Genomic DNA, 12928 nt, shown 5'->3' with positions numbered 1-12928 from the left:
CCGAGCGGTGCGGGGTACGGCGGCGCCCGGACCGGTGGGGACGGAGTCAGCGGGACCGGGACCGGCGGGAGTGGGGACGGGGGTGGGGGCGGCGATGACGGGAGGCGGCGCCGACACCCGGGCCCCGGCGGGCACGTCCCCCAGGACCAGGGCGTGGGCGCCGATCACCGCGTCGTCACCGACGTGCACGCGGCCCAGGACCGAGGCGCCCACGCCGACGGTGACGCGGTCACCGATGACCGGGTGACGGGCGGCGCCCTTGCCGTCGGACCGGAACCCCCGGCCGCCGAGGGTGACCCGGTGGTAGATCGTGACGTCGTCGCCGACCACCGCGGTCTCGCCGATGACGACCCCCGCCCCGTGGTCGATGAACAGCCGGCGGCCGATGCGGGCACCGGGGTGGATCTCGACGCCGGTCAGGGCACGGGCGAGCTGCGAGACCAGGCGCGGCACGAAGGGGACGCCGCGACGGTGCAGCCGGTGGGAGAAGCGGTGGACCCACACCGCCCACAGTCCCGGGTAGAGCACGGCCTCGATGGCGCGGGAGCCGTACAGGGCGGGGTCGCGGCGGCAGGCCGCACGGATGTCTTCGAGCATGGCGGGGCGTCCTCGGCGGGGTTCGGCGGTGGGCGGCGCCGACCGGCCGGGAAGGGGGCCGGCCGGCGCCGGAGGGTGCGGCGTCAGGCCGCGGGACACCGCTCGTCGAAGACGCGGCGGACGTGGAAGCCGGTCATGGGCGTCGCGAACCGCGAACCGGCCAGGCGGCGGAGCGGACGCGTATCGGACATGACTGAAACGCTAGAGGTGCCTTCCCGGCCGCGGCACCGGCACAGGTCACCCCGCCGGGGGGACTTTCGGCCCTGGTCTCGCGGCCTTCCGGCCCTGCTCACACCGGCTCCGCTCCCGCATGCCCCGGACACCCCGGCCTCTCCCGTACATCCCGGACGTCGCGGTATCTCCCGCATACCCCGGACACCCCGCTCTCTTCCGCACGTCGCGATCCCGCCCGGCCGGGCCTCGGCCTCCGGGAGGCGCACGGTCCGCGGGGGCGGGGACCGTGCGCCTCCCGGGGACCGAGCGCCCCGGCGCGCCTCATCCGGCGACGGACTGCTCCGGGGTGATGCGGTCCCAGGCCGAGATCGGCAGCATGATGATCGACGCGGGGAACAGCCCGTGCTCCTCGTGGTCGATGTGGTGGTGCAGTTTCCCGATCGCGTCCAGCACGGCGGGCCAGTCCGGGTCCTCCCGGTCGATCCCGCCGAACACCCCGTGGATGTCGTCGTGCTCGGCGCAGAGCCGGTCGACCTCCTCCGCCAGCGACCCCTCTTCGCGCAGCTCGGCGAAGAGCCCGCTCTCCTCGGTCGCGGTGTGCGGCAGCAGCTGGGCGAGCAGCTCGTCCAGGAGCGTCCCGGCGTCGCCGTACCGGCTCTCGTTGATCGCCCGGCGCAGCGCCCCGGCGGTCTCCTCGATCTCCCAGTGCTCCTGGGAGAGGCGCCCGATCAGCGGGAAGTCCCGGCAGCCGCAGTAGTTGCACATCGTGTGATCCTTCGGTTTCGGCCTGTGCCTCCAGGATGCCCGCGGCGATCCCCGCCCGGCAGAGGAGGCGGTCCCGACCCGGTAGGGCCGTTGGTCCACTCCCCGCCCGGGAGGCGGCACGGCGGGCCCACGGGCGGAGAGCGGCACGGCGGACCCCACGGACGGGAAGCGGTACGGACGGACGGGAGCCGGTACGGCGGACCGCGCGGACGGGCGCGGGCGCGGCCGGAAACCCCGGCGGAGCCCGCCGATGAGGCGCGGGTGACCGGTCAGTAGTCTTTCTGACCATGGCAGTTGGGTGGGACGCGGCGGTGCCGTACGTGGAGCTGAGCCGGGAGCAGTGGAGCGAGCTCCGCAAGAACACTCCCCTCACGCTCACCGAGGACGAACTGGAGGAGCTCCGGGGCGTCGACGACCCGATCGACCTGGCCGAGGTCACCGACGTGTACCTGCCGCTGACCCGGCTGCTCAACCTGCACTTCACCGGGGCCAGGCAGCGCAACGCCGCGGTCAGCACCTTCCTCGGCGCCGGCCGGGAGCCCGCGCCGTACATCCTCGGCATCGCCGGGAGCGTCGCGGTCGGCAAGTCCACCACCGCCCGGCTCCTGCACACCCTGCTGGCCCGCTGGCCCGAGCACCCCCGGGTCGAGCTGATCACCACCGACAGCTTCCTGTACCCGAACAAGGTCCTCGCCGAGCGGGACATCATGCACCGCAAGGGCTTCCCGGAGAGCTACGACCGGCGGGCCCTGGTCAGGTTCGTGGCCGACGTCAAGGCGGGGCTGCCCGAGGTGACCGCGCCGGTCTACAGCCACCTGGAGTACGACATCGTGCCGGGCGCCGCGCAGACCGTGCACCGGCCGGACATCCTCATCGTCGAGGGCCTCAACGTCCTGCAGCCCGCCCCGCCGACCGCGCTGGCGGTCAACGACTACTTCGACTTCTCGATCTACGTCGACGCCAAGATCGAGCACATCCGCGACTGGTACGTGGACCGCTTCCACAAGCTGCGCCGCACCGCCTTCGAGGATCCCAAGTCCTACTTCCGGCACCTGGCCGAGATGTCGGACGAGGAGGCCACGGCGTTCGCCAAGGACGTCTGGCGCGACATCAACGAGCGCAACCTCGTCGAGAACATCGCCCCCACCCGGGGCCGCGCCGGCCTCGTGCTCCGCAAGGGCGCCGACCACTCGATCAGGCGGGTACGGCTGCGCCGCGTCTGACCCCCTGCCGAGGTCAGGGTTCTCCCTGACCTTACGGACGAGGGGCGGATCGTCCGGACGGCCGAGGCGGCGGCGACTCCCTGCGGATAGTCTCCGATCATGACTATCCTCGCCACCGAGGGGCTCAGCAGGCGATTCCCCCGGGTGACGGCACTCGACCGGCTCACCGTCACCGTCGGTCCCGGGGTGACCGGACTGGTCGGCGCCAACGGCGCAGGCAAGTCCACGCTGATCAAGATCCTGCTGGGCCTGCTCGAACCCTCCGAGGGGACCGCGCAGGTGCTCGGCATGGACGTGACGGCACAGGGCGCCGAGATCCGCCGCGTCGTGGGTTACATGCCCGAGCACGACTGCCTGCCCCCCGACCTGTCGGCCACCGAGTTCACCGTGCACCTGGCCCGGATGTCCGGGCTGCCGCGCACCGCCGCCCGTGAGCGCGCCGCCGACGTGCTGCGCCACGTGGGGCTGTACGAGGAGCGCTACCGCGCGATGGGCGGCTACTCCACCGGCATGAAGCAGCGGGTCAAGCTGGCCCAGGCGCTCGTGCACGACCCGAAGCTGGTCTTCCTGGACGAGCCCACCAACGGCCTCGACCCGCAGGGCCGCGACGAGATGCTCGCCCTGATCCGCCGGATCGGCACCGAGTTCGGGATCAGCGTGCTGGTCACCTCCCATCTCCTCGGCGAGCTGGAGCGGATCTGCGACCACGTCATCGTGATCGACGGCGGCACGCTGCTGCGCTCCTCCGCCATCTCCGAGTTCACCCAGACCACGCGGACCGTCACGGTCGAGGTCGAGGAGGGCCAGGACGTGCTCGCCACGCGCCTGGCCGAACTGGGTGAGACCGTCACCGCCGCGGGCCGCACGCTCCTCGTCGAGGTGCGCGCCCCGGAGACCTACGACACCGTCCGCGATGCCGTCTGCGACCTCGACCTCAGCCTCATCCGCATGGAGCAGGGCCGCCAGCGCATCGAGGACGTCTTCAGGGAGCCCGCCGATGTCTGACCTCTCACCCGGGACCCCGAGCCTCGGCGGCACCCCCGCGGGCGTCATCCACGACATCGGGTACCGCCACTACGACGGCCCGCGCACCGGCCGCGGACCCGCCACCGCGGCGCTGACGGTGCACACCCTGCGCGGGGTCTTCGGCCTCGGCCGCCCGGCCCGCGCGAAGATCATCCCCTTCCTGCTGGTGGGCACCATGATGCTGCCGGCCGTGGTCTCCATCGCCGTCATGGCGGTGGCCAAGCAGAAGATGGCCGGCTACACCGAGTACGCGGTCATGATGCAGGCCGTGCTCGCGATCTTCCTCGCCGCGCAGGCGCCGTACACCGTCGCGCCCGACCTGCGCTTCCGCGTGCTGCCGCTCTACCTGTCGCGCCCGGTGACGCTCTGGGACTACGTCGGGGCGAAGCTGGCGGCGATGGCGGCCGCGATGCTCCTGCTGCTGGCCGTACCGCTGACCACGCTGTTCATCGGGGAACTGGTCGTGGACCTGCCCGGTCCTCCGGACACCGGCGGCTACCTGACGAGCATGGCGGGCGCGGTCGGCTACGCGGTGCTGCTGGCCTGCGTCGGGGTGGCGGTCGCCTCGGTCACCCCCCGGCGCGGTCTCGGCGTCGCCGCGGTCATCGCGCTCTACCTGCTCGCCTCCGGCGTCTCGACCGTCGTCGCCGCGGTGATGGAGTCGGTCAACGACTACGACGCCGCCGCCTGGGCCTGGCTGATCAACCCGTTCTTCCTCGTGGACGCGGCCGTCCAGGTCGGCATCTTCGGCGCCGAGCCCTCCGCCCCCGGTTCCTACCCGACCGGGATCGGCGTGGCGGCCGCGATCACGATCATGCTCGGGCTGATCGCACTCTCGGTGACCGCCCTGGTCATCCGCTACCGGAAGGCGGCCTCGCGATGAACATCGAACTGGCCCAGGTCTCCCGCTGGTACGGCAACGTGGTGGCGGTCAACGACGTCACCATGACCATCGGCCCCGGCGTCACCGGCCTGCTCGGCCCCAACGGCGCGGGCAAGTCCACCCTGCTGCACATGATGGCCGGCTTCCTCGCCCCCTCGGGCGGGACCGTGACCCTCGACGGCACCACGATCTGGCGCAACCACGAGATCTACCGCTCGATCGGCCTGGTCCCCGAGCGCGAGGCCGTCTACGGCTTCCTCACCGGCCGGCAGTTCGTGCTCTCCAGCGCCCGGCTCCACCGCCTGCCCGATCCGGAGGGCGCCGCGGGCAAGGCCCTGGCGCTGGTCGAGATGGAGGCCGCCGCCGACCGCAGGATCGAGACCTACTCCAAGGGCATGCGCCAGCGGGTGAAGGTCGCCGCGGCGCTGGTGCACGACCCCAAGGTGCTCCTGCTGGACGAGCCGTTCAACGGCATGGACCCGCGCCAGCGCATGCACCTGATGGACCTGGTCCGCTCCATGGGCGCGGAGGGCAGGACCGTCCTGTTCAGCTCGCACATCCTGGAGGAGGTGGAGCGCGTCGCCCAGCACATCGAGGTCCTGGTCGCCGGTCGGCACGCCGCCTCCGGCGACTTCCGCGAGATCCGCCGCCGGATGACCGACCGGCCGCACCTGTTCCGGGTCCGCTCCAGCGACGACCGCCGCCTGGCCTCGGTCCTGATCGCCGACGCCTCCGCCGGGTCCGTCTCCCTCACCGAGGCGGGCCTGGAGGTCCACGCGGTGGACTTCCGGCGCTTCACCCGGCTGCTGCCCCGCCTGGCGCGGGACGCGGAGGTGCGGGTCTGGCAGATCTCCCCGGCCGACGAAGACCTGGAGAGCGTCTTCTCCTACCTGATCAACAGGAGCAGCTGACATGAACGGTGTCATCGCCGAGATCTCCTACCGGGCGCTGCTCGGCCGCCGCCGGGTCTGGCTGCTCGTCCTGCTGCCCGTGGTGCTGCTCGCCCTGGCCGTCCTGCTGCGCGTGGTCGACGCCGGCGGCGAGCGGGCCGCGGTCATGCTCCTGCAGACCTTCGCCGTCGGCACCATGCTGCCGCTGCTGGGCCTGATCGCGGGCACCGGCGTGATCGCCCCGGAGATCGACGACGGGACGGTCGTCCACCTGCTGGCCAAGCCGATCTCCCGGCCGGTGATCGCGCAGACCAAGTTCCTGGTCGCCGCCTCGGTCGTCGCCGTCTTCGCCGCCGTGCCGACCTTCGCCGCCGCCTATCTGCTGATCGGCCTGGAGTCCGGGGTGGCGTCGGGCTTCGCGCTGGGCGCCCTGATCGGGGGCGTCGCCTACGCGGCGGTGTTCATGCTGCTGGGCGCGGTCACCCGGCACGCCGTCACGATCGGCATCGCCTACGCGGTGATCTGGGAGGGCGTGGTGGGCAACTTCGTCCCCGGCGCCCGCCGGTTCTCCATCCAGCAGTGGGCCCAGACGGTGGCCGACCAGGTGTCGTCGTCGGCCTTCCTCAGCACCGAGATCACGCTCGGCTTCGCCGTACCGGCTCTCCTGCTCGTCACGGTCGGAGCCGTCGTCTGGGCGGGGCAGCGCCTGCGGAGCTTCTCGCTCACCGGCGACGAGTGATCCGTGCGCGCCCCTCGGCCCGCCCGTCTTCCGGGGGGACCGCGGCCCGCGCCCCTCGACGGCCGGACGCGCGGGCGGCGAGCGGTACGGCCCGCGCGGTGATGCGGGGCCCCGGAGACGGATACGGCCCGCACAGACACTGTGCGGGCCGTACGGGGCGGGAACGGCCCGCGCACCGGGTGCGGGCCGTACGGGGGCGGGAACGGTTACGCCGGGAAGTCCTTCGGGTTGACGCCGCTGGTGCGGGCGTTGCCGCCCTTGACGGGGTTGAGGGTCAGCGTCCAGATGGTGGCGCTGGTGGAGGTCGTGGTGAACCTGAGCCGGTCGTCGAACCTCTGGTAGGAGGCGCCCCGGGCGAACCGGCCCTTGGAGACGCTGAACCGGTAGCCGCTGGTGAAGAAGATCCGGTAGGTGCCGTCACGGACGTCGTTGACCTTCGCGGTCGACCGGGCCCGGACGTAGACACTGATCGCCTTGGTCCTGCCCCGGACGAGGGTGACGACCGCGTCCCGCGACGTGCCGTTCTTGACCTTCAGGGTGCCCTGGCCGCCGCTGATGCGGTCGTAGAGGATCCTGCCGTTGCGAGGCCGTGCCGCCGCCGTCGACGGCGTCGCCGTCCCGGCCGTCTCGGACCAGGAGACCGTTGCGGTCGTGGAGGACGCGGCGCCGGCCGGTGCTGCGGTGAAACCGGTCAGAAGTGCGGAGGCAAGGACCACTCCCGCGAGGGGACGTAGAGAGACCATGTCGGCAAATATGTCGAATTCACGGTCAGCTCGTCAACGCGGTTCCCTCTTCCGGGAACGTTCCGCAGCCCTCCCATACGAACGGGACCGGCCCCCGCGAAGGGCGCCGGTCCTGCTCAGAAGGGTCACACGCAGGCCGTGCGGACGACGTCCGCCAGACGGCCCGCCATCTGCTCGGCCTGCTCCGCCGAGGCCGCCTCGACCATGACGCGGATCATCGGTTCGGTGCCGCTCGGCCGGATCAGCACCCGGCCGGTCTCGCCGAGCTCCCGCTCCGCCTCCGCCACGGCCGCGGCCAGCTCCGGCACCGAGGCCTTCGCGCGGTCCACACCCTTGACGTTGATCAGCACCTGCGGGAGCCGGGTCATCACCGAGGCCAGCTCCGCCAGCGGCCTGCCCTCGCGGACCACGGCCGACAGCAGGTGCAGCGAGGTCAGCAGACCGTCCCCGGTGGTGGCGTGATCAAGCATGATCACATGCCCGGACTGCTCCCCGCCGAGGTTGTAGCCGCCCTCCCGCATGGCCTCCAGGACGTAGCGGTCGCCCACCGCGGTCTCGATCACGTCGATCCCGGCGTTCCGCATCGCCAGCTTGAAGCCCAGGTTGGACATGACCGTGGCGACGACGGTGTCACCCGCCAGCCGGCCCTCGGCGTGCATGGCCACGGCCAGCACGGCCATGATCTGGTCGCCGTCGACCACCTCTCCGGTGTGCGCCACCGCCAGGCAGCGGTCGGCGTCGCCGTCGTAGGCGATCCCGACGTCCGCGCCGCGCGAGACCACGATCTGCCGGAGCTTGTCCAGGTGCGTGGAGCCGACCCCGGAGTTGATGTTCAGCCCGTCGGGGCGGGCTCCGATGGTCTCGACCTTCGCCCCGGCCCGGATCAGCGCCTCGGGGGCCACCACGTGGGCGGCGCCGTGGGCGCAGTCGAGGACGACGTTCAGGCCGTCGAGCCGGCCGGGCAGGGTGGACAGCACGTGGGACACGTAGCGGTCGGCCTCGCCGTACGCCTCGCGCACGCGGCCGACCGCGGCGCCGACGGGACGGTCCCACTTCTCGCCGAGGCGCTGCTCGATCTCGTTCTCCACCGCGTCGGGCAGCTTGAAGCCGCCGCGGGTGAGGAACTTGATCCCGTTGTCCGGAGCCGGGTTGTGGGAGGCGGAGATCATCACGCCCATGTCGGCTCCGAGAGCCGTGGTCAGGTATGCGACCGCCGGGGTGGGCAGCACGCCGAGCCGGAGGACGTCCACGCCGGACGACGCGAGGCCGGCGACCACCGCTGCCTCCAGGAATTCTCCTGAGGCGCGGGGATCCCGGCCCACGACGGCGACCGGGCGGCCCGGTGAGACACCGGACCGCCCGTCGGCGTTGAACGCCCCGGCGTCGCCGAGGACATGAGCCGCGGCCACGGACAGGTCCATGGCGAGCTCGGCCGTGAGGTCGCGACCCGCGACCCCACGTACCCCGTCGGTGCCGAAAAGGCGCCCCAACTTAACGCTTGCTGTACTGAGGGGCCTTACGGGCCTTCTTGAGACCGTACTTCTTGCGCTCGGTGGCGCGGGCGTCACGGGTCAGGAAGCCGGCCTTCTTCAGCGGCGCCCGGTTGACCTCGACGTCCAGGACGGCCAGCGCGCGGGACAGGCCCATGCGCAGGGCACCGGCCTGGCCGGTGACGCCGCCGCCGTCGATGCGGGCGATGACGTCGAACTGGTCCTCGGCGCCGAGCGTCACGAAGGGCTCGTTGACGATCTGCTGGTGGACCTTGTTCGGGAAGTAGACGTCAAGCGGGCGACCGTTGATCGTCCACTTGCCGGTGCCCGGCACGATGCGCACGCGGGCGACGGCCTCCTTGCGGCGGCCGGTGCCGTACGAGTTGCCCACGGTGATGGGCTTGCGCACGGCCTCGCCGCCGGCGGCGGCGGAGGACTCGCTGGTGTACTCGGAGGGGAACTCCTCCGCGTTGTAGTCGTCCAGCTCGCCCTCGACGGGCGTCTCGACACCGGTGGGCTCAGCCACGGTTCTCCTCAAACTTTCCTACTCGGCGCCGGCCGTCGGCCGACGCTGCTGCTGATGCGCAGCTCGTACGACTACTGGGCGATCTGGGTGAGCTCGAACGGCACCGGCTGCTGGGCCTGGTGCGGGTGCTCGGAGCCGGCGTAGACCTTGAGCTTCTTGATCATCTTCCGGCCGAGGGCGTTCTTGGGCAGCATGCCCTTCACGGCCTTCTCAACGGCGCGGTCGGGACGCTTGTCCATGAGCTCGGCGTAGGTCACGGAACGCAGACCGCCGGGGTAGCCCGAGTGACGGTAAGCCTTCTTCTGCTCGAGCTTGTTACCGGTCAGCGCGATCTTGTCGGCGTTGATGACGATGACGAAGTCACCGGTGTCGACGTGGTTCGCGAAGATCGGCTTGTGCTTACCGCGAAGCAGGGTCGCGACGTGGCTGGCCAACCGGCCGAGCACGATGTCGGTGGCGTCGATGACATACCACTGACGCTCGACTTCAGCAGGCTTGGGTGTGTACGTGCGCACGGTCGTATGCCTTCTTTGATCGCATCTCGGCGCTGTCGGAAGCGACAGCGACATGGTCGGTAGGTGCGGGCGCACGACAGCCCGGACCTTCCGTCTCCCTAGATGCGAGGAGATGACGCCGGACGCGCCGCGTATCGGTCTGCAGAGGAGACCGATTCGCACACAACGAATTAGCAGAATACAGGCCTGGAAGAGAGAGGGTCAAAACGACGCCGCCCCAGACCGGTCTTCGCGGGGAGTCTACCGCGCGGAGGGGAGCGGGACGGCCCCCGGGCCGAAGCCGGACCTCATCCAGGCGAACGTTTGCAACTCGTTCCCGACATTCCCTTCTTCAACTATCTCAACATCTCTATCGTTGATAGCAGTATGTGGCAGTCCCCTTACCCCGGGCATACCCAGCGGGCCGCCTTGCGCCGCGCCGGGTTGTTCGCCTGCCTCGCCGCGGTCCTGCTCATCGGGTTCGTCCTCGGCCGGGGAAGCCGCGACGAGGAGGCCCCCGGACACGTCTATCTGAACGAGGCGGGTCCCGCCGACCCCTCGCCCGCCCTCGCGACCGGTCCGGGCGGCGCCCTCGACGAGCGGGCCCCGCTCCGCCGGGTCGCGCGCCCCTCCCCCTCCCCCTCTCCGGCGGCCTCCCGGCAGCGGCGTCCCATCCCGCGGGCCTCCGGCGGCCCGCGCAACGTCATCGACGGCTCCACCGACGGCGACCCCGGCTACGTCCTGCGGGGGGACGGCGGCCACGGCGTGGCCCAGGCGCTGAGCGCGATGGAGAGCGAGGTCGTCCGCCTCACCAACATCGAGCGCCGCCGGGCCGGCTGCGCCCCCTTGCGCATCGACAGGCGGCTGGTCCGGTCGGCGCGGGCGCACTCCTCGGAGATGGCGCTGAGCGACGCCTTCTCGCACGATTCCCCGGACGGCGGCTCTCCCTGGGACCGCATGGAGGCCGCCGGCTACCACGACGGTGGCGCCGAGAACATCGGCCGCGGCTACACCTCCGCGGAGGAGGCGGTGCGCGGCTGGATGGCGAACCCCGGCCACCGGCACAACATCCTCAACTGCGCGCTGACGGCCACGGGCGTCGGGGTCGTGGAAGGCCTCGGCGGTCCCTGGTGGACACAGGACTTCGGGTATTCATGAACTGATCCGCCCTGATACGGAGTTAATCTCAGCGCATGGGTTTTCCCGGGGATTCACCACGCCGCCAGCCGTACGTCCAGCCCGGCGGCCCGCAGCCGCCGTTCCAGACCGGCGGGCCGCAGCCCTCGCCCGCATGGGACGACCAGGCGGGCGGACGGGCGGGCGCGCAGGGCGGACAGCGGGCGGGCAGCCGGGCGGACAGGGCGAGAGCTGGTTCGGCCCGCCCGCGCAGGGTCCGCGGCCGCCGTCTCCGGCCGGGTTCGGCTCCGCCCCCCAGGCGCCTCCGCCGGGGGCGGCCGGACGGCAGGCGCATCCCGAGCAGGCGCATCCCGAGCGGGCGGCATTCGGACAGGACGGGCAGGAGAGACCCGGACCTGCGGCGTTCACGCAGGAGACGCCCGGCCCCGCGGAGCCCGGACGGCCCGCGCCACGACCCAAGAAGCAGAAGCAGGCGTGGAGCCCCTACGAGGAAGGCCCCCGCGCGCTCCTGCCCACCTTCGTCGCGGTCGGCGTGATCGGCATGCTCATCGCGGGCGGCATCGGACTGGCCGTCTTCGCCAGCTCCGGTGAGGACTCCCCGGCCGGCGCGGCGGACGCCCCGACGAAGGCCGCCACCCAGCCGGTGATCCCCGCCAACCCCGGCGGCACGTTCGGCTTCGCCGAGTCCCGCAAGACCGACCCGGGCAAGCTGACGCTGGACGAGCTCTTCAAGAGCCGGAAGGTCAGGCACAAGGGCCAGACCTACCTGATGACCGTCCGCAGGAACGACAAGAAGTGCAAGGACGCCGTCGTCGGCTCCGGCCTGCAGAAGGCCCTGACCGCGGGCAGGTGCAACCAGCTCCTCCGGGCCAGCTTCCGGGACGCCTCAGGGAAGATCATCGGAACCCTGGGGGTGGCCAACCTCCACACTTCGCCGGCCGCGGCGAAGGTCGTCAAGGCCACCAGGGGGAAGGAGCCCCAGGAATACCTCAAGGTGCTGCCCGGCAAGGACAAGGTCACCAAGCTCCTCGGCACCGGTGAGGCCTTCGTCGGAGGATGGCGGCACGGACACTACGCCATCCTGGTCTGGTTCCAGTACAAGGACGGTCACCTGCCCAGCAAGGCGGAGGCCAAGAAGCTCAACGCGGCCGCGTTCGGGGTCGCCGACGCGACCGTCACCCCCGCGTTGGAGTCCCGTTCGCTGACCGGAAAGCGCCCCTAGACAAAACCCCATACGTGACTTTTCGGGCATGAAACCGGCGGGCGATCCGGCCAGGAACACCCATACTCACATGCCGATCTCCGGCTGTCGCTACGCTGCCAGGTATGCGTGGCCAGGAATCCGGATCCGAGCACGAGCGCGAAACCGACGGTTCGGTCGTACCGGCGACGCCGCCGCCGAGCTTCGGTCAGCCTTCATCTCACGTGCCGTGGACCGATCTCACCGAAGGCGAGCAGCCCTCCGTCCCTCCGGCGCGGCCGGAGCCCGAGCCCGCGGCCGGTCGGCCGTGGGCGGCTCCCGGTGACGGCGGGACCTCCTACGACTGGCTCGCCCCGACCGAGGAGGACGTCCTCGCCCCTCCGCCGGGCGAATCCACCGCCCCGGCGTGGCAGCCGCCGCCGGCCTTCACCGCCGCCGCCGCCGGTATACAGGTGTGGCCGTCACCCGCCGCGGACGCCCCCGTGCCCCCTCCGTGGCCCGCCGCCACGGGAGAGCCCGTCGAGGAGCTGTCCTGGCCCGACTCCGACGAGGAGACCCGTCCGGGTGAACCGGAAGGCCTCGCCGGCCGACCGTCCCACCTCGGCTCCCCCGCCACCGAGAACCCGGAGAACACCGTCGACATCCGCGTCCCCGCTCCCGCCGTACCCGATCCGCAGGAGCCCCTCCCCCCCGCCGCGGACACGCGGGAGGCCGACCTCCTCGCGGACACGCGGGAGACCGGTCCCGGCCCGGCCGACCGGCCGGACCTCCCGCCGCCGACTCCCGCCGGTGTTCCGCAGGCTCCCGCCGGTGTTCCGCAGGCTCCCGCCGGTGTTCCGCATGCTCCCGGCCGCTTCGCTCCCGATGCCGCCGGTCTCCCTCCGGCCCGAACCGGTCCGGAGCCGGCCGGACATCCCGGCCCGCCCGCACCCGAGCACCCCGCATCCGCATCACAGCGACCCACGGCCGAGCATCCCGCGCCGCCCGCGCCGCAGGAACCCACGGCCGAGCATCCCGCGCCGCCCGCACCCGTGTCCCGG

13 protein-coding genes and 1 pseudogene are annotated in these 12928 nt (G+C 72.0%); 8 read left to right on the top strand and 6 right to left on the bottom strand.

Features of this window, described 5'->3' with window-relative positions; genetic code table 11:
* Both epsC and ACWJ6R_RS17965 read right to left on the bottom strand, forming a co-directional pair.
* Positions 1–597 (bottom strand): serine O-acetyltransferase EpsC (gene epsC, locus ACWJ6R_RS17970; RefSeq protein WP_449063321.1); only part of this gene is annotated, 597 nt, incomplete at its 3' end.
* Between the two features lie 495 nt (positions 598–1092).
* Complete coding sequence (locus ACWJ6R_RS17965) at positions 1093–1536, bottom strand: hemerythrin domain-containing protein (RefSeq protein ID WP_449063320.1); 444 nt, start codon at positions 1534–1536, stop codon at positions 1093–1095.
* A gap of 287 nt (positions 1537–1823) precedes the next feature.
* On the opposite strand from ACWJ6R_RS17965, the gene coaA reads away from it, so the two are divergent.
* The 5 genes from coaA (at position 1824) to ACWJ6R_RS17940 (ending at position 6297) form a co-directional block, all read left to right on the top strand.
* A complete protein-coding gene (gene coaA / locus ACWJ6R_RS17960; protein ID WP_449063319.1) occupies positions 1824–2759 on the top strand; it encodes a type I pantothenate kinase in 936 nt (311 codons plus the stop codon).
* A gap of 99 nt (positions 2760–2858) precedes the next feature.
* Positions 2859–3764 (top strand): ABC transporter ATP-binding protein, encoded by a 906-nt coding sequence (locus ACWJ6R_RS17955; protein WP_449063318.1) that lies wholly within the window; start codon positions 2859–2861, stop codon positions 3762–3764.
* Positions 3757–4668, top strand: a complete 912-nt coding sequence (locus ACWJ6R_RS17950; RefSeq protein ID WP_449063317.1) for an ABC transporter permease — start codon at positions 3757–3759, stop codon at positions 4666–4668. Before ACWJ6R_RS17955 ends, ACWJ6R_RS17950 begins: the two co-directional genes overlap by 8 nt.
* Positions 4665–5579, top strand: coding sequence for an ABC transporter ATP-binding protein (locus tag ACWJ6R_RS17945; RefSeq protein WP_449063316.1), 915 nt, complete (start codon positions 4665–4667; stop codon positions 5577–5579). The genes ACWJ6R_RS17950 and ACWJ6R_RS17945 overlap by 4 nt, the downstream gene beginning before the upstream one ends.
* 1 nt (position 5580) lies before the next feature.
* On the top strand, positions 5581–6297 hold the full coding sequence (locus ACWJ6R_RS17940; protein ID WP_449063315.1) for an ABC transporter permease subunit: 717 nt from the start codon (positions 5581–5583) through the stop codon (positions 6295–6297).
* A gap of 206 nt (positions 6298–6503) precedes the next feature.
* Here the strand turns inward: ACWJ6R_RS17940 and ACWJ6R_RS17935 are convergent, their stop codons facing one another.
* The 4 genes from ACWJ6R_RS17935 to rplM all read right to left on the bottom strand — a co-directional run bounded on the left by ACWJ6R_RS17935 (position 6504) and on the right by rplM (position 9571).
* Complete coding sequence (locus tag ACWJ6R_RS17935; RefSeq protein ID WP_449063314.1) at positions 6504–7040, bottom strand: hypothetical protein; 537 nt, start codon at positions 7038–7040, stop codon at positions 6504–6506.
* Positions 7041–7165: 125 nt separating this feature from the next.
* Complete coding sequence (gene glmM / locus ACWJ6R_RS17930) at positions 7166–8530, bottom strand: phosphoglucosamine mutase (RefSeq protein WP_449063313.1); 1365 nt, start codon at positions 8528–8530, stop codon at positions 7166–7168.
* A gap of 1 nt (position 8531) precedes the next feature.
* Positions 8532–9056 (bottom strand): 30S ribosomal protein S9, encoded by a 525-nt coding sequence (gene rpsI, locus ACWJ6R_RS17925; RefSeq protein ID WP_068896564.1) that lies wholly within the window; start codon positions 9054–9056, stop codon positions 8532–8534.
* Between the two features lie 71 nt (positions 9057–9127).
* Positions 9128–9571 carry a 50S ribosomal protein L13 gene (rplM, locus tag ACWJ6R_RS17920; RefSeq protein WP_068896563.1) on the bottom strand — a complete coding sequence of 148 codons (444 nt, stop codon included), beginning with the start codon at positions 9569–9571 and terminating at the stop codon, positions 9128–9130.
* Positions 9572–9937: 366 nt separating this feature from the next.
* On the opposite strand from rplM, the gene ACWJ6R_RS17915 reads away from it, so the two are divergent.
* From ACWJ6R_RS17915 to ACWJ6R_RS17905, 3 genes and pseudogenes are all read left to right on the top strand, one after another.
* Positions 9938–10708: a CAP domain-containing protein gene (locus ACWJ6R_RS17915; protein ID WP_449063312.1), complete on the top strand. Its 771-nt coding sequence runs from the start codon at positions 9938–9940 to the stop codon at positions 10706–10708.
* A gap of 133 nt (positions 10709–10841) precedes the next feature.
* Complete coding sequence (locus tag ACWJ6R_RS17910) at positions 10842–11909, top strand: hypothetical protein (RefSeq protein WP_449063311.1); 1068 nt, start codon at positions 10842–10844, stop codon at positions 11907–11909.
* A 104-nt stretch (positions 11910–12013) separates the two neighbouring features.
* A pseudogene (locus tag ACWJ6R_RS17905) lies at positions 12014–12928 on the top strand (hypothetical protein); the annotation flags it as partial.

The sequence above is a fragment of the Planomonospora algeriensis genome (genome assembly GCF_977012225.1).
This window is presented reverse-complemented; position numbering and strand designations above follow the sequence as displayed.

Coding starts and splice junctions, on each gene's coding strand:
- ACWJ6R_RS17965 (WP_449063320.1), bottom strand. CDS start 1,536: ATGTGCAACTACTGCGGCTGCCGGGACTTCCCGCTGATCGGGCGCCTC.
- coaA (WP_449063319.1), top strand. CDS start 1,824: ATGGCAGTTGGGTGGGACGCGGCGGTGCCGTACGTGGAGCTGAGCCGG.
- ACWJ6R_RS17955 (WP_449063318.1), top strand. CDS start 2,859: ATGACTATCCTCGCCACCGAGGGGCTCAGCAGGCGATTCCCCCGGGTG.
- ACWJ6R_RS17950 (WP_449063317.1), top strand. CDS start 3,757: ATGTCTGACCTCTCACCCGGGACCCCGAGCCTCGGCGGCACCCCCGCG.
- ACWJ6R_RS17945 (WP_449063316.1), top strand. CDS start 4,665: ATGAACATCGAACTGGCCCAGGTCTCCCGCTGGTACGGCAACGTGGTG.
- ACWJ6R_RS17940 (WP_449063315.1), top strand. CDS start 5,581: ATGAACGGTGTCATCGCCGAGATCTCCTACCGGGCGCTGCTCGGCCGC.
- ACWJ6R_RS17935 (WP_449063314.1), bottom strand. CDS start 7,040: ATGGTCTCTCTACGTCCCCTCGCGGGAGTGGTCCTTGCCTCCGCACTT.
- ACWJ6R_RS17915 (WP_449063312.1), top strand. CDS start 9,938: ATGTGGCAGTCCCCTTACCCCGGGCATACCCAGCGGGCCGCCTTGCGC.
- ACWJ6R_RS17910 (WP_449063311.1), top strand. CDS start 10,842: ATGGGACGACCAGGCGGGCGGACGGGCGGGCGCGCAGGGCGGACAGCG.